Below are 25788 nucleotides of genomic sequence, written 5' to 3' on the forward strand. Positions count from 1 at the left end.
CCCGCGAATATTCTGATCATCCAGAAAATTTGCGGGTTTGTTAGATTTTTTACACTAAAATTAAGATGAGTGATTCATCTACACTTGAACGGAGGACAGAAAAAACCTGAAAAAGCGAAGCGTGCGCCTAAAGCTTTCTGAAAGAAAGCTACATCGGAAGCATGCGCTTATCAACGGATTGTTTCCTTTGAGAAAGGGAATCAAAAAAATCTGGGGATAAGCTCATCCACGCAGAAGGGATTCGGCACCATCCACATAGATTCGTGTGCCTGTTACATGAGAGGCTTCATCTGAAGCGAGGAACAGTACCAGATTGGCGACTTGCTCCGATGTTCCTGGTTCACCCTTGAGCGGGTGCTCATGCCCCTCAGGAAACTCCACTGGAATCTGAACATCTTTCAGGTCATCGGATGGATACGTATTGTCGTCAATGTTGGTATCAATTGCCCCTGGACAAACGGCGTTGACACGAATCTTGTAACGAGCCAGCTCCAGTGCAGCCATTTTGGTAAAAGCCGTTTGACCTGCTTTGCTGGAAGCGTATGCAGAAAAACCGATGCCGGAGAATACCCGGTTGCCGTTAATGGAACTCGTAATGATAATACTGCCGCCGCGCTCTTTCAGATGAGGGATGGCATATTTCACGGTTGCAAACGTGCCACGCATGTTAATCTCCATCGTCTGATCCCAATCTTCGATGTTCATCGTTTCAATTGGAGCCATGGCGCCATTAATTCCTGCATTAGCAAAAACGATATCCAGCTTGCCTGCTTCGGTTGCCGCCTGGTTTATCGCTTTCTCTACATGTTTCGGCTTGGAGATATCACATTCAATGACATAAGCTTCGCCACCGGCTTTTTCAATAATCTGTTTTGTTTCCTCTGCGTTCTCGGGTGTGCGATCCAGCATATATACTTTGGCTCCGTGCTCGGCGAATCGAATTGCAGAAGCTTGACCAATACCTGAACCGCCTCCAGTAACAATTGCTACTTTGCCTTCCAAACGTTGTTCAGCCATTCATTGATCCCTCCATGTATGAATTGTCCTTGAACACTCTATTTCTAAATACCCGACATGAGGGGGCTGAATCATATGTATACATATAAAAAAACAGAGCCCTGTTCGGACCCTGTCCCCAGAGGTAGCATTGGGTTCTCTCATTGCTCCCCTGATTACTTATGCTTCTTCCAGTCCATGGAGCTGTTGTTCAGCAGATATTCAAAGTCATTGTCCCGGCGCTTCTGCTCCGCCTTGCGAGCTTCCTCTGCCTGTAAACGCTCCTGCTCTTTGCGCTGTGCTTCGACAGCTTTGGCTTCGTCAGCCTGAGCTTTTAGCTTTTCGAGCACATCACTGCTCAGCAAATCTTTCAGCGTGGTCGGTTGGTCTTGAACCTGAGCCCGAGCCTTGGGTGCTGGAGTATGTCTTTTCGATTTAGCCACTTGGAAAATCTCCTTTCAAAACATGAATCATCATCCATATCGTTATGGTAGTCATAGTATATCAGGTTCGTATTGTGCATTCCATGAAGTTGCAGAGAAGATGCAGGAAAAAGGGCATGTCCCGGCGAATGAAGACAGGTATAAAACCATATAATGGTACCGATACTACGACTATTCCCTGAAGAAAGGAGTCGTTGTTCGTGGAGGCAAACCGTAGTTTGTTGAAAGGGCTTGCATGGGGGATGGCTTTTAGTTTCCCACTGTGGATTGCGGTTATCGGGTGGCTGAATTTATTGGGATGGATTCATTGAGGTGTTACCCGCGGCCGAAAAAGAGGTTTGATCCAGTAATTTATGTAAACGTTATCATTAAATAAGCTCTGCTCTGCGCCACATGCACAGAACAGAGCTTATGTTTGTTCCTAGAAGAGAGGTTATTTCGTCTCCTCTGTAATCTTCACAGGTTCTGGATATTCGAGTCCGTGGGTATCAACGGTTACTTTTTTCATGACTTGGTCCGTAACCGGCTTGTCTCCTTCGCCGATTTGTTGCGCCGCTATACCATCAACTACGTCCATTCCTTCGGTCACTTTACCAAAAGTCGCGTAAGAGTTATCCAAATAATCAGCGTCAGCCAGCATGATGAAGAATTGAGAACCGGCAGAATCGAGATTGTCAGACTTACGTGCCATGGAGAGTATCCCACGGGTATGCTTCAGATGGTTTTTATGGCCGTTAGAGGTGAATTCACCTTTGATCGCATAGCCTGGTCCACCTGTACCTTTGCCATCAGGATCACCGCCTTGAATCATAAAGCCGGGAATAACCCGGTGGAAGATCAGGCCATCATAAAAGCCTTTGTTCGCCAGGGAGATGAAATTGTACACCGTATTTGGCGCGATTTCTGGATACAGTTCAATGACGATCTTCTGTCCGTCCTGCATCTCAATCGTTGCCACAGGGTTAGGACCCTCTGGCGGAGCTGGAACCGGGGTTTGCGCAGCATTGCTTGCCGGGCGGACGCATCCGCTCATAACGATCAACAGCATCGCAAAGACAAGCGAGACTGCGGTTGTTTTTTTCCACCGTAAAGACATGAATAGGTTCCTCCTTGGTTCGTTGTTATAACGAATTTCATCCAATATAGTTTGGTTAATTCTTCAACTATCATACCGTTTCCAGGCTTAGAATGGCAATGCAAGCCGTGTTAATTCGGTGAACTGGGGATGGTCATCATAAGAGCATGGGTGTAAAATAAGGAAAATGCTTCCGCATCAGGGGGACGTACGGGTCTGTTCCGTCCGCTCCAAATACGGCAGTCCCGGCGTCAGTTACGGAAAGGACGGGCGGTTATATGAACTTCTCGTGGAAGCGTAATCTGATCATTTTATGGATCGGTGTCTTTTTTTGCAGTACGGCGTATTCGATTTCTATTCCGTTTTTGCCCTTATTTCTAAGCAGTGATCTGGGCGTTCGCAATCATTTGGAGTTCTGGGCCGGACTTTCGTTTGGTATTACGTTTCTTGCAAGTGCACTTGTATCGCCCTTCTGGGGATCATTGGCAGATAAATATGGGCGCAAGCCGATGTTAATTCGTTCAGGGTACAGCTTGGCAGTCCTGTATCTGATTAATTTTTTTGTACAAGATCCGTATTCACTTATTGTTGTCCGACTGTTCCAGGGGTTACTTGCCGGATTTGTTCCTGCAGCGATTGCTCTTGTGGGCACGAACACACCCGAGGAGAAGACTGGATATGCTTTGGGCATCATGTCCACTGCTGGAGCAACAGGGGGGATTATCGGTCCACTGATTGGCGGTCTTGTCAGCCACTATTATGGCAACCGGAGTGCGTTTCTATTTTCGGCGATCGTCGTACTGGTGTCTGCGATCATTGCAACCTTCTGGGTCAAGGAAGAGAATTTTAATCGGAATAAGGCTCGTTCGCATGTCATGGATGATATCCGTGAAGCGAGAGCGAATCGTGTGTTTGTGACTGTACTGGGTATGATGGGCATATGTACCTTCTCCGTTATGATTCTGGAGCCGTTATTGACGGTATATGTCATGGAGATGGGCGTTCAGCCAGATCGGGCTTCCTTAAGCTCGGGGATTATTTTCTCGGCGGTAGGGGTGGCGACGGTTATCATGGCTCCCCGCTGGGGCAAGCTTGGGTCAAGGATCGGTTTTGGAAAAGTGTTAGTGATCGGACTCATTGGCGGCGCAGTAGGCAATTTGTTGCAGTTTTTCACTACAGGTTACGTCGCATTTGGCATCCTGAGATTTGTCTACGGACTCTTTTTTGCGGCTGTGTTTCCTGCAATCAATGCGATGATTGTACAGGTGACTGAACCGGCATTTCGGGGACGTGCATTTAGTCTGAATCAGTCCGCGGCCCAGATCGGAACGATGGCAGGACCGATTATCGGCGGTGTCCTTGGCGGCTGGCTACCGATCCGCTGGATATTTATCATTAACGGTCTTGCACTTCTGGCTACTGCTATAGTGGTCAAGTGGTCCAGACTGGAGCACAAGCTCCCGGGAGTGGCTAAACCAGTGGAGAAGTGACCCTTGCAATGGCAATGGTGAACCGGAGAGCACTGCATTTAGCTATAGATTTTTGATTCAGGTTTTTGAAGGAAAGATTATAATTATGGTAAGAAGATGACGCTGGAAATGCAATTGTCATCTTCTTTTTTATATAAGTTAGAGCTATATAAGTTGAACTATTCTTTTTCCAATAACGGAGAGGACAGAAAAAAACTGAAAAAGCGGAGCTAAAAGCTTTCTGAAAGAAAGCTAGCATCGGAAGCATACGCTTCGCCTTTATCACCGGATTTTCCCCTTTGGAGAAGGGAATCCAAAAAATCTGGGGGATAACCGCTACTCTCCAGGTTATTCTGTCATCGGAGTGGGCCGTGTAAAATCTTTAGTTCAACTTATATAGCTTTGAAGTAAAAATAAAAGAACCCCCTTCTTAAGGGGGCCTCCGGCATCACTTTATTACATGTAACGCAACGTTTACGCATACATATCTGGAAATCAGTTCATGAGATTTACTCGGAGGTCTGTTCTTCGGGAATGGCATGTTTGATCGCATCGCGCTGATCTTCATCTTCCAGTGCATCAGGGAAAGAATCTTCTGTAAAGAGGCCAAAATCAGGATCGATATCCCGCTCGGTAACAAGGTTCTTGTGTTCTTTAACCTGTTTTTCCTCATTGTTTTTGGTCATGTCAGCACCTCCTCGTATCAAAATACGCAAAACAAGGCGTCTACTAACGCGGTGGCAGGATATTCTGCTGGGGTTTGGCGTCAGCTCCAGCCCCGTTTAGCAGATCTGTACCATGCAGGGCATCGGGGTCGGGTGCGGCAGGATCAACCGGGCTGCCCGGTTGCACCAGATCTGCATCAGGTACAGATTCCAGTGGAGTTTCCGCCAAGCGGGATTCCAAACCTTCTTCGTCTAAAGCTGATGCAGCAACGGGTGGAAGCTCCGATTCTTCCATTTCAATTTCAATGCGACGCCCAGAAACTTCATCAAAGGTATCCATGTCTCCTTCGGGCACTTCGGTTTCAGGTGGGATATCACGTGACCTCTGGTAACGGTCATAATAGCGGTCGCTTTCCGCGTTGCTAATAGGTTTATCAGACATTATCAGCACTTCCTTTCATAACTTGTTTAAGTACAACGAATACAAACATTGTAATGCCATCATTTCAGCATTTTATCGTCATTCCAAGCATGATATTGTCCCCGTAAACAGACTAGGTTATGTCAGGATTTCGTTAAAATTTCGGGAATACATATTTCACAAGGAAGTAGAGAAATCCAAAAAAGATAATGATATATGCGGCATATTTAATAAATGTAGAGGCGACCATACTTGAATCCGATTTGTGCTGTACATCCTTATGTTCAACTTCTACCGTGCGATGAGGCTCATTCATGATAATCATCTCCTTGTTTAGTGAGTTTGCTTTGAAAAACCATTACACATGATCCACAGGATTGAATCGTGCCAGCTGTTTTTACAGCATTTCTTGTTTTGCCTATGTTATGATGAAGCATGACTACTCAAGGAGGGGTGCAGCGTGGACTGGTACACATTAGGCAATATGATCACACGTATTCGGATCGGACAGAAAGCGTCCACACCCGGGTTTTCTCGTACAGTCATTCGTCGTCCGGATGGATTGTTCTGGGTTGGCGGCATATGGTCTGGACAGGTCGTTCAGTTACGCGATTTTTTGTTCTCTGATATATGGACCATTTACGATGATGAAGAAACGGAGCAGTGGTTGGAGTTTCGTACAAAAGTGGAACAGAAGGAACGTGAAATGATCGAAAATCAGTTTGAGGACTTGCGAAATTAATGGCTTTCATAACAATAAAATGGAAAAAAGACTATAAATCTACTTATATGTGAATTTTAAATTTGTGTAAGAAGGTGACATCATAAACGGTGGCGAATTGATATGGTGAGGGAGAAATGAAGAAGCGAAAATAAAAACTTTGAGGTGCTGTGAATGAGAAATGTGCCCAAAGCTATTATCATCTTGTGGATGACGATATGCACGATTCTGTGTATGCCGCATGGGCTTGTGCTTGCCGCACCAGAAGAGATTCAGCAGCCTGTAGCCATTACAGGATGGGAAGTGAAATGGGGGAACGCCGGAGATCAGGGCTTCATTAATGAGGTTATGGGCCAGGATGAAATATGGGAGAAACGGAGTACTGAGCGAATTGTAGACAGTACTAAAGAATCATCAGATTCTTTGTGGACACGTTTGACAATTCCCCGTTTACATGACGGAAGTTCAGCGATTCGCTTCGAAAATATTAAAGGTACTCATATTGTGATCTATCTTGAAGATCGGAAAGTATACGAGAATTACCATTATAATTACGACAATAATGCCGTTTTTTTACCGCTATCTGCAGAAAATTCGGGGAAAACACTCTATGTTTGGGCGCAAAATGAGAGAGGGTGGTTGGGCATTCAAGGCGATGTCCAGGTCGGACCATATGCCATGCTGCAGGAGAAGTATCTCCATAATGGGTTAATGGATATCATTTTGGGTTCAACTTTTGTATTTACCTCGCTCATTATGCTGAGTTGCACATTTTTTCTGGGTCAGTTTCATAAAGGACTATGGATATCACTGTGTGTCGTGATGGGTTCCATCGGGACAATGGTGATCACTTATTCTCAATTCCTGTACACCTTCTATCAAGTGTATGGTGACCTGTATTCTATTCTGTTTGATTTGGCCATGTTACTCGGCATGCCTGCACTTTGTTATTTCTTTGAACAAGTTATTGGCCCCGGTGTACACGGGATATTCACCAAATTAAGGAAGGCTCAGTGGGCCTATTCCGCCGTTTCTGTGTTTTCATTGTTTGTATACGTGACATCGGGCGGGCAATGGGATCTATTGTACAGTCTTCTTGTACAGCATGTCGTGGGTATTATACTGGTTATTGTACTGACCATCCTGCTGGTTGGCACGATAGCCCGGGCACTACAACGTAACCGTGAAGCGATCCTGTTAGCAGTTGGTTTCGGTACATTTTCGTTGATTAGTGTCCTGGAGCTTCTTTGGTACTATCAGCGCAACGGGGCATATCACCTCCTCTGGTGGAAGTGGTCGATGGTTGCATTTGTCATCTCATTGATTGCTATTCTTGGTAGCCGGTTTGCGGAAAAACATAACAAAGTGCTAGAGTACTCCAAGGAGCTGGAACTATTCAACAACGAGTTACAGCGATCCGAAAAGATGGAGATCATTAGCGAGCTTGCTGCTTCGGTTGCTCATGAGGTGCGTAACCCGCTTCAGGTGACGAGAGGATTTCTTCAGCTTATGACAGAGCAGGAGGATAACAAGAATAAGGGGTATGTACGTATTGCATTGGAAGAACTCGACCGGGCTTCCGGCATTATTACGGATTTTCTGACTTTTGCAAAACCGGAATTTGACCACATTATTTCATTGAATATTTCGGATGAATTTGATCATATTGAAGGCATACTGGTACCGATGGCCAATCTGGAAGGTGGAAAAATTACAACGGATATCCCGCCTAATATTTATATTCGTGGCAATTCTTCGAAGTTCAAGCAGGCCTTTATCAACATTATTAAAAATAGTATTGAAGCGTTTCAGGGAGGACAAGGTCAGATTGATATCTGGGCATACTCACAGGATGGCAAAGTTAAAGTGCATGTCAGAGATAATGGTGAAGGGATGAGTGAGGAAGCGTTATCCCGATTGGGAGAACCGTACTTCTCCAATAAAATCAAAGGCACGGGGCTAGGTATGATGGTTACCTTCCGCATCGTGGAAGCGATGAATGGACAGATTAGTTTTACAAGTATAAAAGGGGTAGGAACAGAAGCTGTTGTATCTTTTCCCGAGTTCGTTAAATGACGGACTCGGAGAAGATACCCAGTTTAATGTTCTACCCCTGATTTTTTTTTTATTTAGCCAAGATTAGAACGATCTCCACGGTCCGCAATTGACGTCATAATTGACTTTGGAAGGGTTAGGTGGAATGACCAGAACATAATCATTTTGTTGCTCCTCAACTGTGCGAATCTTGATATGATCAGGAATCGTAATACCAAACGCCTCGCGAAGTGCCTGCTTAGGATTAGAATGGAGTTGTTGTCTGAAGTGCTCATCTGTCCAAGCTTTCTCAATAATATCCTCATGCAACGTTTTTTCTGACACCATCATCGTCAACATTCCCTTCGTATTTAAATTAAACTGAATCGGCTTGTTCCGTATTAGAAGGTCTGGATTGTGGTTCGCTGATCCAGTAGTGAAACCCACCTCGGTAAAGTCTTTTTTTACGTTGTTCTACTTCCTGAATAGCTTGTACCAATGAGTTGCACAGATAAGAATTCAGGGCAATGAGTTGTGACAAAGCCAAGTTAGAAGATGCTATGATGTCATTGAATTGTCGAGCTAAGTCTGCATAACTGTTCATCAGTTGTGAGTTTGATACATTGTTGTGTATAGATTCGTGAAGTACATGACTCGTCGGATATTCCTGTCGGAGAGCTGTGGATAAGTGAGAGAGGTAGCTATTGTAGTTGCCGTGTACAGCATCCATTTTCGTGTCTGTAAAGTCATCTGTCATCTGCAGGGTCATGAGAACGATATTCAGTGCACCGCAGACCGAAGAGATTCGTTCTGGTTGCTCTAGTAAAATCAGGGAACCGATGACTCCTAATTGTGTTGGTGAAGCCTTCTGGGCGATGAGAAGCGGGTTATGCTGAAAATAATCCACGTGTAATTCACCGTTTACGCTTACTGCCCAGTCCTGAAGAACCTGTCTGAAATGGTTCCAGAAGACAGAAGAGGGTTCAAATAATGCATTATAGACTTGAAGGGCATCCACATAGCAAAGGTTCCCAAAAGATAACTTCAGCACGGCATCCTCAGTTGGCTCATCCATGACATCATCCAGATTAAGAAAATACATCATGTGTAACAGGCAAGCTGTGCTAAGCTGATGAGCTTGATCGGACGGGAGTCCCTCTGTGTATTGCATCCATAGCGGAGTGATGTAACCGATGCAACTGTGTCCCGGATCTCCCCTGAAGGGGTTGAGCAAACGGAGTTGTTCAAGCGCATGGCCTGCCAGTGAATCAGGGTATTGCCGAAGACGCTCTTCAACGGAATCAAACACGGCCTTCACGTCAAGCATATACGGATCTAGCCATTCTCGATGCATGATATGAAAACGTCCCTCCTGCATTAAATGTTGGAATATGCAGTAAGATCAAGAAGTTAAATACAGTATAGCTTAAGTAAGTTGAAAAAAATAGGATTTTTTGTGATCATTTGTGAAAAATTTGATGACACTTTGGATTTTATAGCATAAAAAGTTGTAATTTGGGTTCAGACTAAGAGGGCAGAGGATATCGAGACAAGAAAGGTGGATAAAGAATGAAGATAAATTGGAAATCATGGCTGGCCGCCAGCGCTGCTGTTATCATTTTCACTGTTGCTCCGGGCCAGATAGCTTTAGCTGATCCCGCTTCTCCTGCGGAGAAGCAAGATGAAAAACTGGCTGAATCTGCCGGTGGAAACCAAAAGCCTTGTATGCAGGCGGGCCATGGTTTGTTTATGATCGGAGAAACAGCCGATTTGCTCGGAATTGGACTCCGTGATTTGAAGCAGCAGATGCAACTTGGCAAGACCTTAACCCAGATCGCGAAGGAACGCAAAGGTTTCAGTGAGGAACAGTTACTGCAAAAACTAAAGCCCACGCTGTCAGAGCGCTTGGATCTGGCCGTGAAAGAAGGCTGTCTCACCAAGGAACAAGCTGCAGCAGCGAAAGCCAATATGGATGTGAAGCTAAAAAAGGTAGTGAATACCCCGCTTGCCGAATTACGACGTGAATTTACGCACCATGGGAATCATTCCATGGTAGATAAAGGGGCAATAGCGAAATACATCGGGATTACACCTGAACAATTGCAAGAACAACTGCATGCGGGCAAGTCTTTGGTTGAAATTGCGCAAGCGAAGGGCATCAGTGAAACACAGCTCGTGAATCAGTTAAAAGAACAATTAACAGGTGATCTGCAAAGGTTTGTTCATCAAAAACGGCACGGTCATTCCATGCCAGTTCATCCGGGACACGTGCCTGGTCGATCCACCTCAACCGAAGTGAAATGATCGACTTCATAGAACAAGATGACTGACCTACTGAGCAAGATGAGAAAGAAATGCAAGAGCGTCCTCCGCAGGGGAGAACGCTCTTTGTTTGCTTTGTAAAAACCAGCCTATGGTGTTAGGTCTATCCGTTTGTCTTTTCGTTTTAATTTTTGGAAACCGATCCAAGGGGCGGATTTTGATTCGGGCGTCTTCCAGTACCCGCTAATGGATCACTAAAAGAAGAAGCTTGCCTAGCCTTGCTACGTGTCAAGCCAACCATGAAACGAGAGCCTGGCAATTTGGATAATGTGTAGCTAATGCCAAGAGCGGTCACAACGGTGACTATGAATGAGATTATTGTTACAGGCAGATGCCAACCGCTAAGATGTAAGGGTCTGGTTACATATGCGATGGCATAAATCACTAATGCATGGACTAAATAACCGCCGAAGGAGTAGCGCCCAATCCAGGTGAGCAGACGCTGAAACCATAGGTTTTTACCATGTAGCAGAACAAGAAAACCGTAGAGCATAAGCATCTGAGCCATAATACTGATGAATGTACTTGGTTTTAGATACGTAGAGATATTGAGGTTCATCGTATCTTCCGACCCGCGCAGTACAGCGTAGCCCATCCAGATATACATCGCGACAAAGACCGCAATCATGCAAGGGAGCGCCCTTACCGTCCAATTCCTCCAGCTTTCCACCGTCCAGGCACATACCGCGCCAAGGAAAAAGTAGAACCAATACATGAGCCATGAATATGAACGATATTCCAGCATGCTAGACCAGGGCTCTGGCCACCATTGTATCCAGTCAGCCATATCATAATAAGACCATTTCATAAGCCAGAGATAAAATAGGGCTGCCACGAGTATGATGGTTAACGTTACCTGTTTAGGCGTCAAACGTTTGAGCTTATCGAGCCTTTTACGAACAGCATGAGCCCCCGCGAGAAATAAAGGAAACAGGATATAAAACTGGAACACCATCAGCACAAACCACAGGTGATATCCCGTCTGAGGTATAAATAACTCATGTACAAAGCTTCCCAAATCCGGCATACCGGAAGTCCAGAACGTAGGAGTAAACACACGTACAGCTAACCAGTAGATGAGCGTCCATATGAAGAAAGGCATATAAATATCACCAAATCGCTTCCGGATGAAGCGGGGATAATCCGGCTTCGTATGGCGGTGGTGATAGAACAGCAATACACCAGACAGAAATACAAAAGTAGGTGTGCCAAACCTTGTCAGATGATAAATCATGGTCAGCATCACGGAATCAGGCTGCTCAATGTCCGGTCGATAGATGTATTCAGCAATGTTATGTTGCATGACGATAGCCAGAAAAGCTAATCCGCGAAGTTCGGTCCATTCGGCTATTTTCGGCTTTTTCATTTACATTCCTCCCTTATGTAGCCAGGGTCATCATATAAGACTACCCTGCAAACATTAAGGCTGCATTAAATGCCGAAAAAAGGAACTAAAAAAGGACGGCCTAAGCCGTCCTTTTACTAATTATGATGTGATACTCCCTCCTGTGATTCTCCAGTTGCTGAGCCATCGGAAGGAGAAGGGTTATCTTCTTCAAATAACTTTTGAATATAAGCTTGAAGCTTGGGCACATTCACACCTAATACCTGAGCAGATCCAGCCCGCTCATTGGTAAGTAACTTGTTCGGTGGAATCTGTTGCTGGTCGATCTCGTTCACGCGAATATCAAAGCCAAGTGAAGCGAGCTTCAACATTTGGGTTGGGCTTAGATCGGTTTTGATATAAGGAGCAATGGCTTCCAGCATCTCAGGGATTTTAAAGAGCGAAGTGGTGCTCTGCATCTTCTTGGCAAGTTCGGTCATGAAGATGCGCTGCCGCTGCGTGCGTGTGAAATCGGAGGTTGCATCATGCCGGAAACGAACATACTGGAGGGCGGTCTTGCCGTCCATATGTTGCAGTCCTTTTTTCAAATCAATATCATACATGTGTTTATCCGCTTTGCTCGTGTAGTACATATCTTTTTCCACATCGATATCAATACCATCCAGCGCATCAACGAGAGCCATGAAGCCTGTAAAGTCCGTGTAGACATAATGTTGAATCGGTATACCGAGCAGGTTGCTGACCGTCTGTTTGGTTAATTCTGCTCCGCCGTAGGAGAAGGCAGCGTTAAGGCGACTTTTGCCATGGCCCGGGATGTCAACGTAGGTGTCGCGAAGTACGGAAAACAAGTGGGCCTTTTTGGAAACGGGATCAATCGAAGCAACCATCACCGAGTCTGAACGTCCTGCGTCATCCCCTCTGGAGTCACCGCCAATCAATAAAATATTCACTCTCTCTTTTCCGTCCCATTTCGGAATGACCACTTTGGGTGTATCGGAGCTTTCCGTACTGTTCGAGGCATTACTAGAATTAGGCGAATCGCTAGATGCGGCGGTCGAAATGCTATTGGCAAAATGAACGATCGAATATCCGTAGTAGACAATGACTCCTGTTACCACAAGTGCCAAGGTCAGGGCTGTACCCCATAACCATTTTTTAATCATAATCTCACCTTTCTTATGTAGAACTGATAGATCCCCAAAAACCAGTTTAACAAAAAGAAAGTAAAATGTCCTCCTTGATTCCGAAAATACGTTTGAAATCAATATTGTTTTACGAATGGTTTGTTAATTGTGGTTGGAACACTCATTAAGGAGTTTCGTCACTTTTTTGGGAGATTTCCGACCTTCCGCAGGCGGTGCATATCTACTTTTGTTAGCCAATTGAAATTATGGTCTGTTGAATATACTTTTTTCATTGTTAAGAGAAATTTTCTTGAAATTAAGATTTCACATATTCACTCAAAGAATATCTATGTCGATATATTATACAGATGTACTAGTTTATTGGGGGAAGTTGGAGGAGTGGAAACATGGGAAAAATGCGAGGTAACGCATCGGGGAAAGTGAAATTTTCGATTCGTGGCAAATTATTAACAGGCTTTTCGATTGTTTTGGCTTTGCTTATCTTTGTTAGCGTGTATACATTAACACAAGTGTTTACAATGGCTGATAAATCAAGACAGATCGACCAGAATTCGATGCCAAGTGTTAGTTTGCTTGGGATTATGAACGGTGATGTGTCCGATGTGGAAAGGCTGGCACTAGCCATTATTGTAGAACAGAACCCGAGTGAGACGGAGAAACTGAACGAAGCATTGAAAGTGTTGCTTGCCAAGCTTGAAGATGAGCGTAAACAACTGCTTACCTTCATTAATGGTGATCCTCAAGCGGAGCAACTGTATGAACAGTTTTCCAGCAATTATGATTCTTATTTGCAGAAAATGCCGGAGTTTGTCGATTATGGTCTTAAAAATGATTATGCTACGGCTAGCGAGCTACATACAGCAGCTTATCCAATGTGGTATACAGCCAACGATCTGATTACTCAATTAATTAATCTTGGCAATAGCGGAGCAAAAGAAATTGCTGCCGGATCGGTCAAGCTAGCTGAGAATGCTTTTAACATTATTTTAGGTGTAGCGATCGTTGCAACGTTGTTATCCTTATTGATAGCCCTCTTCATCGCGAGTATGATCTCTCGTCCGGTTAAAAAAATGAGTGAAGCTGCGGCAGCGATTGCTGACGGTGATCTAACGGGTGAGGCAATTACATTGAAGAACAGAGATGAGCTGGGTGTCTTGGCAACCTCCTTCAATACCATGAGTCAAAATCTGCGTTCGATGATTCAATCCGTATCGGAAACATCGGAGCAAGTTGCGGCTTCATCCGAAGAGCTTCTCGCAAGTGCAGAGCAAAACGCAAAAGCATCGGAGCAAATTACCGAAACGGTGGAAGAATTGTCTGTGGGAACATCGAATCAGGTTGATATCGTGAAGCGTTCTTCGCAGGCAATGAATGAGATGGCTTTGGGTTCAGAACAGATTGCTGAACTGGCTCAAAGCGTATCCGTATCCGCTGTGGACGCGGCGAATCAATCGTCGGAAGGGAACAAAATCATTCAGCAAGCGGTTGAACAGATGGGATCGGTTCGTAACTCCATCGCTTCCTTGAGAGAATTGGTCACAGGACTCGGCGAACGTTCTGCCGAGATTGGTACGATCACTGAAGTAATCAATAACATTGCTCGTCAAACCAATTTGCTGGCTTTGAATGCGGCGATTGAAGCGGCAAGAGCAGGGGAGCACGGTAGAGGTTTTGCTGTCGTTGCGGGAGAGGTGCGCAAGCTTGCGGAAGAATCCTCCGCTTCTGCCCAACAGATCTCAGAGATTGTTCAGCTGATTCAGCAGGATACGAATCATGCTGTAGAGGCTGTGAAGGTAAACAGTAATGAAACAGAAGAGGGCATTGAATTGGTTGCTGCAGCTGGACAGGCATTCGAACAGATTTCCGACGCTGTCAACAAGGTAGCCGGGGAAATTCAAGAAGTATCCGCCGGTTCGGAGGAGATGTCAGCTAGCACCAATGAGGTTGTAAGTTACGTGGGCCAAATCTCCAATATTGCTTCGGAAGCCGCGGGTTCTGTACACAACGTATCTGCTGCAACCGAAGAGCAACTGGCTTCGATGGAAGAGATTGCTTCCTCAGCTGGATTGTTATCCAAAATGGCGGAGGAATTGCAGGGACAAGTGAACAAATTCAAAGTATAGATTGAAAAGCAGATCGTCAAAAAGGCTGTTTCTTCCCGGCATGTCCGGTGTAGAAACAGCCTTTTTTGTCATATCACGCTAATCAAGTCACAACAATGTTATTCCAGAAGTCACCAATGTTGATATTTCAAGTCAAACAAACGGCTATAATGGTAATTAATGGTGGAAATTACATTGAGTTACCACCATGGAGAGGAGAACGGTCACTCAGAATATGGGGAAGCATTCATCTGGAACTTTCGAGAAAAGGAGATGAACATGATTTATGAAAGGGCGATGGTGGAGACGCGTTGCTATGGTAACGTTATCGGCAGGACTTCTCGCAGGGAGCTTTTCTATGAATACAGGATTACGTCAGGCGGATGCGGCCGCCGGAGATCATAACTATGCCGAAGCACTACAGAAGGCCATTTACTTCTATGAAGCGCAACGCTCAGGCCCGTTGCCTGCCAACAACCGGGTTGAATGGCGTGGTGACTCGGGATTGCAGGATGGAGCCGATGTCGGTGTCGATCTGACTGGAGGCTGGTATGATGCTGGAGATCATGTGAAATTCGGTTTTCCAATGGCTGCTTCGGCAACCATGCTAGCCTGGTCTGTCGTTGAGTATGCCGACGGCTATGAGCAAGCCGGACAACTGGAGGAAATCAAAGATAATATCCGGTGGGCAACCGACTATTTTATGAAAGCGCATACGAAGCCAAACGAATTGTGGGGACAAGTCGGAGGTGGCAACACGGATCATGCTTGGTGGGGACCTGCAGAGGTGATGCAGATGAACCGGCCTTCGTTCAAGATCGATGCTTCCTGTCCGGGAAGTGATCTGGCGGCAGAAACGGCTGCTGCACTGGCGGCGGCGTCCATCGTATTTGCGGATGATGATCCAGCCTACTCGGCGAAGATGCTTCAGCATGCGAAAGAACTGTACAATTTTGCAGATACATATCGGGGAAAATACACCGATTGTATTACCGACGCTGCTGCATTTTATAATTCGTGGACGGGATATGAGGATGAGCTTGCATGGGGCGGAGCATGGCTTTATTTAGCCACTAATGATAACGCTTACTTGTCCAAGGCGATGGCAGCTGCAGATCGGTGGTCTACAACCGGAGGTTCCGCGAACTGGCCTTATACCTGGACACAGGGCTGGGACAGTAAACATTACGGTGCCCAGATTCTGCTTGCCCGAATCACCTCCGGTTTGAACATGCCAGAGGCAACAAAGTTCATCCAATCAACCGAGCGCAATCTCGATTACTGGACGGTTGGCACGAACGGAGGGCGTGTGACCTACACCCCGGGCGGATTGGCGTGGCTGGATCAGTGGGGTTCACTCCGATATACGGCGAACGCAGCATTTATTGCATTCGTGTACTCCGATTGGGTTAGTGACCCTGTGAAAAAATCCAGATATCAAAATTTTGCGACTTCACAGATGAATTACATTTTAGGAGATAATCCTCGTCAGAGCAGTTATGTTGTGGGATACGGAAAAAATCCGCCACAGCATCCGCATCATCGTACCGCTCATAGTTCATGGATGAACAATGAAGATATTCCGGCAAATCACCGTCATATTTTATACGGCGCCATGGTGGGAGGACCAAATGCGTCAGATCAATATACGGACGATATCTCGGACTATGTGAGCAATGAGGTGGCGACGGATTATAATGCTGGATTCACGGGTGCACTCGCCAAGATGAATCTGCTCTATGGACAGAATCATCAACCTCTGGCGAATTTCCCTGCTCCTGAAGTCAAAGGTGACGAGTATTTTGTAGAAGCTGCTGTTCGGTCATCAGGCACCAATTATACGGAAATCCGAGCATTGCTTAACAACCGCTCAGGTTGGCCTGCTCGAATGGGAGATCAGCTTTCCTTCAAATATTTCCTCGATTTGAGTGAAGTGTATGCCGCAGGACGCACCGTATCCGATGTTCAGGTCACGGTATCCTCTACTGAAGGTGCAACCGTTTCTCAACCTGTCGTCGTGGATGCCGCCAAACGGATTTATGCGATTACAGCGGACTTCAGTAATACCAAAATTTATCCGGGAGGAGAGGGGAATTACCGCAAGGAAGTTCAGTTCCGGATTACCGGACCGCAAGGGGCATGGAATCCAGCGAATGATCCTTCATACCAAAACCTGACGACAGGTACTCCGGTGAAAAGCAACTATATTCCTGTCTATGATGCCGGAGTGAAGGTGTTTGGACAGGAGCCGGGCGTTACACCTGTGACTGTTCCAGCCGCACCCTCTGGAGTGCAAGCTTCGCCTGGCAACAATCAGGTGACGCTGAACTGGGTTGCCTCTGCCGGGGCTGTATCGTACGCGGTAAAGCGTGCCGAGGTTAGCGGAGGCCCGTACACAACCGTTGCGACAGGTGTAAATGGATTGACTTACACCAACACAGGATTGACAAATGGCAAGACGTACTACTACGTGGTGACCGCTGTCAATACAGCCGGGGAATCGCCAGCTTCCGTTCAAGTGGTCGGGACACCGCAGGCAACTTCAACTGTGCCAGGTACGCTTATCTTAAGTGGAACAGCAGGAAATAATCAGAACGTGCTGTCATGGACAGCGGCATCTGGAGCTGCCAGTTACAAGGTACAACGTGCTGCTGCCAATGGTACGTATGCGGATGTAGCGACCGGGCTAACGGTGTTGACCTACACGGACACGACAGCCCTTAATGGAACTTCGTACAATTACCGCATTGTTGCCGTAAACGCAAATGGGCAATCGTTATCTAACGTGGTTGTACTGACACCATCCGGACCGCCTGTGTCCACAGGTACGCTGGAAGTGCAGTATCGAAGCGGAGGGTCCGGGAATTCGAGCAATGCGGTAACCCCTCAGTTTAATGTGAAGAACACCGGCACACAGCCTATCGATCTGAGCACGGTGAAAATCCGGTACTACTTTACCAAAGATGGCACAGAGGATCTGACCTTCTGGTGTGATTACGCCGTGGTGGGTACGGCGAATGTGCAAGGAAAGTTTGTGAACGTGAACCCGGCGAAAGGAACGGCGGATACGTATCTGGAGATCAGTTTTACCTCTGGAGCGGGAAGTTTGGCAGCCGGAGCAGAAACGGGTGTGATTCAGGGACGTTTTTCAAAAAATAACTGGAGTAACTTCGATCAGAGCAATGATTACTCCTATGATGGTTCCAAGACTGCTTTTGCTGCATGGAACAAAGTGACCGCGTATCAAGGCAGTACCCAAGTATGGGGACTGGAGCCGTAAAGCAAAGAACTTTGACAGGCAAGAGGCCAAAAAACAGCATGGGCAGACCAGCAGCATTGATATTGAATTTCCACTATTCCAGGGAGGTATATATTCATGTTGAAAACAGCTGCAAAAAAGAGTTTAACTGCCATGCTGGCAGGAACCGTCATGCTGACGGGATACACGGGGCTCTGGGCAGGACCTGAAACGGCACATGCTGCCGATCAGGCGATTGAAATTCAGGCCGATGGCGTGAATGAAGCTCGCTTTTTGCAATTATACGGTCAATTAAAAGACCCGGCGAACGGATATTTTTCTCCAGAAGGCATTCCGTATCACTCCATAGAAACGTTGCTCAGTGAAGCACCGGATTATGGACATATGTCTACGTCGGAGGCGTACAGTTACTGGTTGTGGCTAGAGACGATGTATGGTCACTACACAGGCGATTGGAGCAAACTGGAAGCGGCCTGGGATAACATGGAGAAGTACATTATTCCGGTGAACGAAGGGGACGGCAAGGAAGAGCAGCCAACGATGAGCTTCTATAATCCGAACAGTCCGGCAACATATGCAGCGGAAAAACCATTCCCGGACCAGTATCCTTCGAATCTGAATGGTCAGTATGCAGCAGGTAAGGACCCGCTCGATGCCGAGCTCAAGGCAACCTATGGTAATAATCAGACGTATCTGATGCACTGGCTGATCGACGTGGATGACTGGTATGGATACGGAAATCTGTTGAATCCTTCCCATACAACAACGTATGTGAATACGTTCCAGCGTGGGGAGCAGGAGTCCGTGTGGGAGGCTGTTCCTCATCCATCCCAGGATGATAAATCATTCGGTAAAGCGGGCGAAGGGTTCATGAGTCTGTTTACGAAGGAAAATCAGGCTCCATCGGCACAGTGGCGTTATACCAATGCAACCGATGCGGATGCGCGTGCAGTACAGGTACTGTACTGGGCGAAAGAGATGGGCTATAACAATACGGAGTATCTTGATAAAGCGAAGAAGATGGGCGACTATCTGCGGTATGGCATGTACGATAAGTATTTCCAGAAGGTTGGAAGTGCGAAGAACGGTACACCAACCCCAGGTACAGGTAAAGACTCCAACATGTATCTCATGGCTTGGTATACGTCATGGGGCGGTGGATTGGGTCAAGGCGGGGATTGGGCATGGCGTATTGGGGCAAGTCACACGCACCAGGCCTATCAAAACCCGGTTGCAGCATATGCCCTGTCCGATCCGGCAGGCGGCTTGATTCCAGAGTCACCTACAGCCAAAGCGGACTGGAATGCAACGTTAAAACGTCAGCTTGAATTCTACACCTGGCTGCAATCCCATGAAGGAGCAGTCGGCGGCGGGGCAACCAATAGCATTGGTGGTTCCTACGCGGCTTATCCGGCAGGTGTGAGCACGTTCTATGATATGGCTTATCAGGAAGCGCCAGTATATCGTGACCCGGATTCCAACACGTGGTTCGGATTCCAGGCATGGCCGCTGGAGCGTGTGGCGGAGATGTATTACATCTTGGCAGAGAGCGGTGACCTGACCTCTGAAAACTTCCAAATGGCTAAACAGGTCATTACAAAATGGGTGGACTGGACCAAAGATTATGTGTTTGCTGGTGAGCGCCCTGTAACGGATGCTCAAGGCTACTATTTGAATGCTGCAGGACAGCGCATTCTCGGCGGAACGAATGTACAGGTAGCAACGACTCCGGCTCCAGGCGAGTTCTGGATTCCAGGTGGTCAGGAATGGCAAGGACAGCCGGATAAATGGAATGGATTCAGCACCTATACGAATAATCCAAACTTCCATGCCATTACCAAAGATCCAGTACAGGATACAGGAGTACTGGGAAGTTATATCAAAGCATTGACGTTCTTCGCAGCCGGAACGGAGGCAGAGAACGGTACGCTGAGTGTGAAAGGTCAGGAAGCCAAAGACTTGGCTCAGACGTTGCTCGATACAGCTTGGGATTACAATGACGGTGTAGGTATCGTTACAGAGGAAGAGCGTAAGGATTACTTCCGTTACTTCGCGAAAGAGATCTATCTCCCGGCGAACTGGACGGGGACGTTCGGTCAAGGTAATACGATTCCAGGCACCGCAGGCGTACCTTCCGATCCGGCAAAAGGCGGAAATGGCGTGTACATCGGATACTCCGATCTGCGTCCTGCAATCAAGCAAGATCCGGCTTGGGCTTATCTGGAGAACAAGTACAAAACATCTTACAATCCGACCACGAAGCAGTGGGAAAATGGTGCACCGACCTTTACGTATCACCGTTTTTGGTCACAGGTTGATATGGCTACCGCTTATGGAGAGTTCGACCGTCTCCTTGGTGACAGCGAAACACCAGGCGTGGAAGCACCTGCCGCTCCTGCAGGCGTAACTGCTGCCGGCGGTGACAAACAAGTGGTATTGAACTGGAATGCTGCGGCGAGAGCAACTTCCTATACGGTAAAACGTGCCGAAGTGAACGGTGGCCCGTATACTTCTGTAGCAACTGGTGTTAGCGGTATTACGTTTACAGACACCGGACTGACGAATGGAAAAGCATACTATTATGTCATTACCGCTGTAAATAGTGCTGGTGAGTCCGCGCCATCTGCGCAGGTGACAGCAACACCGCAGGCCGGAGTCGCTATACCAGGAGCCTTTACCCTGAGTGGAACAGCAGGTGATGCAAAAGCCGTGCTGAACTGGACGGCTTCAACCGGAGCGGCAACCTATAACGTGCAGCGTTCGACAGGTACAGGTGCGTATGCCAATCTTGCGACAGGGCTGACGGCACTGACGTATACCGATGCAACAGCAGTGAATGGTACGGCTTACAACTACAGAGTGGTTGCCATCAATGCCGATGGACAGACGAACTCGAATGTAATTGTGCTGACACCAATGGCTGCTCCGATCTCCACCGGAACACTTGAAGTGCAGTATCGCAATGGAGGCTCGGGTGCTTCAGGCAACTCTCTTACACCACAATTCAATGTGAAGAATACAGGTACAACGGCCGTCGATCTGAGCAAAGTGAAGCTTCGTTATTATTTTACGAAGGATAGTGCCGCTGATCTGAGCTTCTGGTGTGACTACGCACAGGTTGGCAGTGCCAACGTGCAGGGCAAATTCGTAGCTGTGGAGCCGGCAAAAGGAACCGCAGATACGTATCTGGAGATCAGCTTTACTGCCGGTGCAGGTAGTTTGGCGGCTGGCGCTGAGACAGGAGTCATTCAAACACGTTCCTCCAAAAACAACTGGACGAATTTTGATCAATCGAATGATTACTCCTTTGCTGCTACCCAAACCGCATTTGGTGCGTGGACGAAAGTAACGGCATACCAGGATGGCGTGAAGGTATGGGGAATGGAGCCATAATTGAATCAGCAAGCGGAGCATGGAATGAAGGAAAAGGGTTAGTTTCAGGAATTGGGCCGGGAACGGAACGCCTGATCTTTATTCAAACTTGCTGCTAATTATACTTCCGATGAAAGGCCGGGGAGAAATCCCCGGTTTTTTCTTGTGCTTACGTAGTTAAATCCATTTATTTTCATTTGTGAAAGAGGGATTCCAGATTAAACTGCAATGAAACGTGGTAATGTTTTCCAGTTGGGTGACGAGAAAAATTAAAATCTAGTGCATAGGTTGCATGCGTGTGTAGCCAAGGTCTGCCTGACCAAAACGTGGAAATCTAAGGTATATCAATTAGTTACAAAAATTTAACCGTTCATTCCGTGTAGGGTATGCTCTATTTTTCCAGTCGAAGAACGTTTTCCCTGATCCTTAGTGCTCACACTTGTCTAAACCCTAGCAGGACTTTGGGCTGATGAACGTTAGGGAATGCCCGTTTACAATAAGGCGAGCCGGGAAGGTGGCTTCTTGGTTAAAATTTTGTAATATCCGGAGGGACACGACATCATGAACTGGAAGAATACCATTGTTACGGCAAGTGTAACAGCAGCAATGCTGATGGGAAGTCTGACAACAGCAACGCTCACAGGACAGGTATCCGCGGCAGCGGCAGATCAATCGAAAGTAGAAGTCATCTGGGGTGTAAACCTTCGAACCTCACCAACGTCATCTGGTAAAGTCATTCGTATGGTTTCCAAAGGAGAAACATTAACTGTGCTTGAGCAATCCGGATCGGATTGGTATAGAATCAAAGATGCTTCTAATCGGACAGGTTATATCTCGTCTTCATCCAAATACACACAAGCAATAAGCAGTGGATCAACAACAGGCAATACGGGCACGACTAACGGTTCAAGCGGCTCGGGATCTAATCAGGGTTCAACAAGTCAGGGAAGTGTTGCAGTAGAGAAGGTTATTGCGGCCGGAATGAAATACTTGGGGACACCTTATAAATATGCTGCGGATCGCGACAGTACGGCAGCGTTTGACTGCTCCAGCTTTGTACGGCGAGCTTTTATTGACGGACTTGGAATTACACTTCCGGCGGACTCACGCCAACAAGGAGACTATGTGAAGAAGAAAGGTACGGTCACTACGAATTGGAAAAACCTGAAACGTGGTGATCTGATGTACTTTATGTCCTACAAAGGCACTTCTGCATCAGCCTACAGTGGCGTGAACAAATCTCGGGCGACGATTACACATACGGGTATTTATTTGGGTAACGGTAAAATACTGCATACATACTCCAACGCTGGCGGCGGTGTGACGGTTAGTGATATTGCCGGCAAGCACTGGGAATCCCGCTTCCTGTTCGGAGGCAGTGCGTTGTAGGACAAGCACTGGTTTATCCGCTGGCTCACGGCTAGTCAGAGATGGAGCAAAGCACCTGGTAAGGCTGATCACATAGAATAGCCAAGTTCGAGTATGATATGTGTGCAACAGCCAGGCTGCGCCAACTGGTGCAAGTGGCACATAAATCAAACACCTTTCATTTGACCGTTATTTTTGGCAAATGAAAGGTGTTTTTTTGTGCTTTGTTTTACTTGTTTTACAAAGGCGCTATTCCATCGTGATAGAACAATCGGAACAAAATGTCTTGGTTATAGTTGCCGAATCCCTCACCATATAGCGTCATTCCACCCACGTGACGTGCATCTTCCTCCACAGAAAGGCGCAACGTCCACTGATTACGCTCCACTGGAATGTCTGAGAGTGTGACGCTGGACAGATGTTGGCCATCGATAAACGTTCCTTCATTCGTTATACGCAACACTTTGAGCATGCCATATTGATTCACGATATCACTCCACCAGTCAGGCGTAAATATGCCGCGACCATTGCCGGAGTCACCCGGGCTGGTCCATTCCCCTAAACGAATGCCGTTCAGGGTGAACGTAATATCTGAAGGCCAGTTTGGGTTAACGGAAGGGGCCTCTGATCCGATCTCCAGAGACAACTCAATGGCGTCAATGTGCTGCCCGGTCAACATGTAGTTGGGGATTTTATACTCGACAAATCCGCGTCCCATCCACAAGATATGAGCATGCATTCGGTCCGGGTCCAAAAAATAACGAGGATCATCATACTGCCCAATGACATGATCAGATGTCGCTAAACCGCAAGTAGGATATACGTCAAAATGCGTGTAGTGCCCGACAGGGATGGACACCTCGTGAAACTTGCGGGATGTTCCGGTCTCTTGAGGCATGGAGATGCCGATCCAGTCGACAGCCAGGCTGTTCATTTTATGTGTGCCGCCATCCTTGCGTACCATTTTGGATTGAATGATGCCGACATCTTGAAGCTTGCGGACGTGCATGGTGACGATCGCACTACTCAGTCCAAGCGAAGCGGCAATATCTTTCACATTCATTGGTGTCTCAGCCACAAGGCGGATAATCTGTAGCCGAACTTCACTGGCAAGTGCTTCATATAAAGGGAGCCATTCGGCGTCGGTATTTGCTCTGATCACAGTTGTTCCTCCAATTTCATGTATAGAATTAAGTTAAACATAAATTCAGTGAAAAGAATAATATTTTTCGAATTTCGGGTTGAAATATGTGTTGTTATCGATTTTAATATAAATATGAACGTTGATCCATAGAATATCAATTAATTTTTATATTAATCTTGGGGAGATGAGATCATTTATGGAAAAAGCGAAAATGACGGTGGATAAAGATTTTACAATTGGCGAAGTGGATAAGCGTTTGTATGGGTCGTTTATTGAGCATCTGGGACGTGCCGTATATGGCGGAATTTATGAGCCGGGCCATGCTTCATCCAATGAGCAGGGGTTCCGTACAGATGTACTGGAAATGGTGAAGGAGCTTCATGTGCCGATTGTACGTTATCCTGGCGGTAATTTTGTATCCGGTTACAATTGGGAGGACAGCGTTGGACCGGTATCTGAGCGTAAGCGCAGGCTGGATCTGGCATGGAGAACGATTGAAACCAATGAATTTGGTTTTAACGAATTTGTGGATTGGGCCAAACAGGCGAACTCCGAAGTAATGATGGCGGTTAACCTTGGAACACGCGGTGCGGATGCTGCCCGTAATATCGTGGAATACAGCAACCATCCGGAAGGTTCATATTACAGTGATCTTCGGATTAAACATGGATATAAGCAGCCACATGGTATCAAAACATGGTGTCTGGGCAACGAAATGGACGGACCTTGGCAGATTGGGCATAAGACCGCTGAAGAATATGGACGTACAGCCGTTGAGGCTGCCAAAGTGATGAAGTGGACGGACCCAACGATTGAACTCGTCGCTTGCGGAAGCTCAAACCTGGGCATGCCGTCATTCCCGGACTGGGAAGCAACAGTTTTGGATCATACGTATGATGATGTAGAATATCTGTCTCTGCACCAGTATTATGGTAATCCGGATAATGATACGCCAACCTTCCTTGCACGCTCGTTGGAGATGGATCGTTTCATTGATACAGTGAAAGCGACATGTGACTATATCAAAGCGAAGAAACGCAGCAAAAAGACGATGTATCTGTCCTTTGATGAGTGGAATGTCTGGTATCACTCCCATGAGAATGATTCCAAGATGGACCCGTGGCAGATTGCTCCACCACAGTTGGAGGATATTTATAATCACGAAGATGCACTCTTGGTGGGTTGTATGCTGATTAGTATGCTCAAACATGCGGATCGGGTCAAAATGGCTTGTCTGGCGCAACTCGTCAACGTAATTGCTCCGATTATGACGGAAACGGGCGGAGCATCATGGAGACAGACCATCTTCTATCCATTTATGCATGCGTCTGTATACGGCCGTGGCACGGCACTTGTACCTTTGATTCAGTCACCTAAATATGATACGAAAGAAATTACGGATGTTCCTTATCTGGAAGGCATTGCAGTGCATAACGAGGAGCAGGGAGAAGTAACGGTGTTTGCGGTCAATCGTCACTTGCAAGAGTCGCTGCCGCTTGAAGTGGATCTGCGCAGTTTTGGCAAATGCAGTCTGATCGAGCATATCGTTCTGGAAGCCGATGACCTCAAAGCGGCTAATACCGCGGCACAGCCTAACAATGTTGTTCCACACAATCGCGGAGGAGCAGTAGTATCCGATACGCTGATCACCGCGAGTCTGGCGAAAGCATCCTGGAACGTAATTCGTTTGAAGGTGCAATAAGAGGCTGGCAGTGGTTTAATGGGTGGCGTGCAGGTTACTGAATTGCATCAAGGTTGACGTAAGATAAGGTTGAGGCAATACAAGTGTTTCGTGTTTAAGTAGGCTCTACCTGAGTTACGGCGAGTCTAAAGTTGGTAGATATAACCAACGTGCAATAAAAAACGGTATGCGAATATTCGCATACCGTTTTTTTGTTCCCGAGTAG

At 46.7% G+C, this 25788-nt stretch carries 20 protein-coding genes; 9 read left to right on the forward strand and 11 right to left on the reverse strand.

Going from position 1 to position 25788, the window contains the following annotated elements; genetic code table 11:
• Positions 1–222: 222 nt before the first annotated feature.
• The 3 genes from FS818_RS16125 to FS818_RS16135 all read right to left on the reverse strand — a co-directional run bounded on the left by FS818_RS16125 (position 223) and on the right by FS818_RS16135 (position 2535).
• Positions 223–1017 (reverse strand): SDR family oxidoreductase, encoded by a 795-nt coding sequence (locus tag FS818_RS16125; protein WP_145333170.1) that lies wholly within the window; start codon positions 1015–1017, stop codon positions 223–225.
• Between the two features lie 155 nt (positions 1018–1172).
• Complete coding sequence (locus FS818_RS16130) at positions 1173–1439, reverse strand: YqkE family protein (protein WP_145333171.1); 267 nt, start codon at positions 1437–1439, stop codon at positions 1173–1175.
• A gap of 433 nt (positions 1440–1872) precedes the next feature.
• Positions 1873–2535, reverse strand: coding sequence for a peptidylprolyl isomerase (locus FS818_RS16135; RefSeq protein WP_145333172.1), 663 nt, complete (start codon positions 2533–2535; stop codon positions 1873–1875).
• A 257-nt stretch (positions 2536–2792) separates the two neighbouring features.
• On the opposite strand from FS818_RS16135, the gene FS818_RS16140 reads away from it, so the two are divergent.
• Positions 2793–4004 carry an MFS transporter gene (locus FS818_RS16140; RefSeq protein ID WP_145333173.1) on the forward strand — a complete coding sequence of 404 codons (1212 nt, stop codon included), beginning with the start codon at positions 2793–2795 and terminating at the stop codon, positions 4002–4004.
• 488 nt (positions 4005–4492) lie between these two features.
• Here the strand turns inward: FS818_RS16140 and FS818_RS28815 are convergent, their stop codons facing one another.
• The 3 genes from FS818_RS28815 to FS818_RS28820 form a co-directional block, all read right to left on the reverse strand.
• Complete coding sequence (locus FS818_RS28815) at positions 4493–4669, reverse strand: hypothetical protein (RefSeq protein WP_186375509.1); 177 nt, start codon at positions 4667–4669, stop codon at positions 4493–4495.
• 43 nt (positions 4670–4712) lie between these two features.
• On the reverse strand, positions 4713–5090 hold the full coding sequence (locus tag FS818_RS16145; protein WP_145333174.1) for a hypothetical protein: 378 nt from the start codon (positions 5088–5090) through the stop codon (positions 4713–4715).
• Positions 5091–5223: 133 nt separating this feature from the next.
• On the reverse strand, positions 5224–5385 hold the full coding sequence (locus FS818_RS28820) for a hypothetical protein (RefSeq protein ID WP_017690239.1): 162 nt from the start codon (positions 5383–5385) through the stop codon (positions 5224–5226).
• A gap of 144 nt (positions 5386–5529) precedes the next feature.
• Between FS818_RS28820 and FS818_RS16150 the strand changes: the two genes are divergently transcribed.
• Both FS818_RS16150 and FS818_RS16155 read left to right on the forward strand, forming a co-directional pair.
• Positions 5530–5811: a hypothetical protein gene (locus FS818_RS16150; RefSeq protein WP_090917871.1), complete on the forward strand. Its 282-nt coding sequence runs from the start codon at positions 5530–5532 to the stop codon at positions 5809–5811.
• Positions 5812–5964: 153 nt separating this feature from the next.
• Positions 5965–7866: a sensor histidine kinase gene (locus FS818_RS16155; protein WP_145333175.1), complete on the forward strand. Its 1902-nt coding sequence runs from the start codon at positions 5965–5967 to the stop codon at positions 7864–7866.
• A 63-nt stretch (positions 7867–7929) separates the two neighbouring features.
• Here the strand turns inward: FS818_RS16155 and FS818_RS16160 are convergent, their stop codons facing one another.
• Positions 7930–8172 (reverse strand): NHLP leader peptide family RiPP precursor, encoded by a 243-nt coding sequence (locus FS818_RS16160; protein ID WP_397351779.1) that lies wholly within the window; start codon positions 8170–8172, stop codon positions 7930–7932.
• 28 nt (positions 8173–8200) lie between these two features.
• Positions 8201–9178, reverse strand: coding sequence for a hypothetical protein (locus FS818_RS16165; protein WP_145333176.1), 978 nt, complete (start codon positions 9176–9178; stop codon positions 8201–8203).
• Positions 9179–9393: 215 nt separating this feature from the next.
• Here FS818_RS16165 and FS818_RS16170 point away from each other — a divergent pair, with 215 nt between their 5' ends.
• Positions 9394–10128, forward strand: coding sequence for a hypothetical protein (locus tag FS818_RS16170; protein ID WP_145333177.1), 735 nt, complete (start codon positions 9394–9396; stop codon positions 10126–10128).
• 142 nt (positions 10129–10270) lie between these two features.
• On the opposite strand, the gene FS818_RS16175 is transcribed toward FS818_RS16170, so the two are convergent.
• Together FS818_RS16175 and FS818_RS16180 are read right to left on the reverse strand one after the other, a co-directional pair.
• Entirely contained in the window at positions 10271–11512 is a 1242-nt protein-coding gene (locus tag FS818_RS16175; RefSeq protein WP_145333178.1) for an acyltransferase, read from the reverse strand.
• Between the two features lie 116 nt (positions 11513–11628).
• Positions 11629–12654 carry an LCP family protein gene (locus tag FS818_RS16180; RefSeq protein ID WP_145333179.1) on the reverse strand — a complete coding sequence of 342 codons (1026 nt, stop codon included), beginning with the start codon at positions 12652–12654 and terminating at the stop codon, positions 11629–11631.
• A gap of 368 nt (positions 12655–13022) precedes the next feature.
• On the opposite strand from FS818_RS16180, the gene FS818_RS16185 reads away from it, so the two are divergent.
• From FS818_RS16185 to FS818_RS16200, 4 genes are all read left to right on the forward strand, one after another.
• Complete coding sequence (locus tag FS818_RS16185) at positions 13023–14759, forward strand: methyl-accepting chemotaxis protein (protein ID WP_260989888.1); 1737 nt, start codon at positions 13023–13025, stop codon at positions 14757–14759.
• A gap of 337 nt (positions 14760–15096) precedes the next feature.
• Entirely contained in the window at positions 15097–18018 is a 2922-nt protein-coding gene (locus tag FS818_RS16190) for a glycoside hydrolase family 9 protein (RefSeq protein ID WP_260989889.1), read from the forward strand.
• A gap of 96 nt (positions 18019–18114) precedes the next feature.
• Positions 18115–21390, forward strand: coding sequence for a glycoside hydrolase family 48 protein (locus tag FS818_RS16195; RefSeq protein ID WP_145333180.1), 3276 nt, complete (start codon positions 18115–18117; stop codon positions 21388–21390).
• Positions 21391–21930: 540 nt separating this feature from the next.
• Positions 21931–22758: a C40 family peptidase gene (locus tag FS818_RS16200; RefSeq protein ID WP_145333181.1), complete on the forward strand. Its 828-nt coding sequence runs from the start codon at positions 21931–21933 to the stop codon at positions 22756–22758.
• Positions 22759–22975: 217 nt separating this feature from the next.
• Here the strand turns inward: FS818_RS16200 and FS818_RS16205 are convergent, their stop codons facing one another.
• Positions 22976–23896, reverse strand: a complete 921-nt coding sequence (locus tag FS818_RS16205; protein WP_397351786.1) for an ArsR/SmtB family transcription factor — start codon at positions 23894–23896, stop codon at positions 22976–22978.
• 181 nt (positions 23897–24077) lie between these two features.
• Here FS818_RS16205 and arfA point away from each other — a divergent pair, with 181 nt between their 5' ends.
• Positions 24078–25583, forward strand: coding sequence for an arabinosylfuranosidase ArfA (arfA, locus tag FS818_RS16210; protein WP_145333183.1), 1506 nt, complete (start codon positions 24078–24080; stop codon positions 25581–25583).
• Positions 25584–25788: the final 205 nt, after the last annotated feature.

Origin of the sequence: Paenibacillus xylanexedens, assembly GCF_007680605.1 — a bacterium.
GTDB lineage: Bacteria > Bacillota > Bacilli > Paenibacillales > Paenibacillaceae > Paenibacillus > Paenibacillus xylanexedens_B.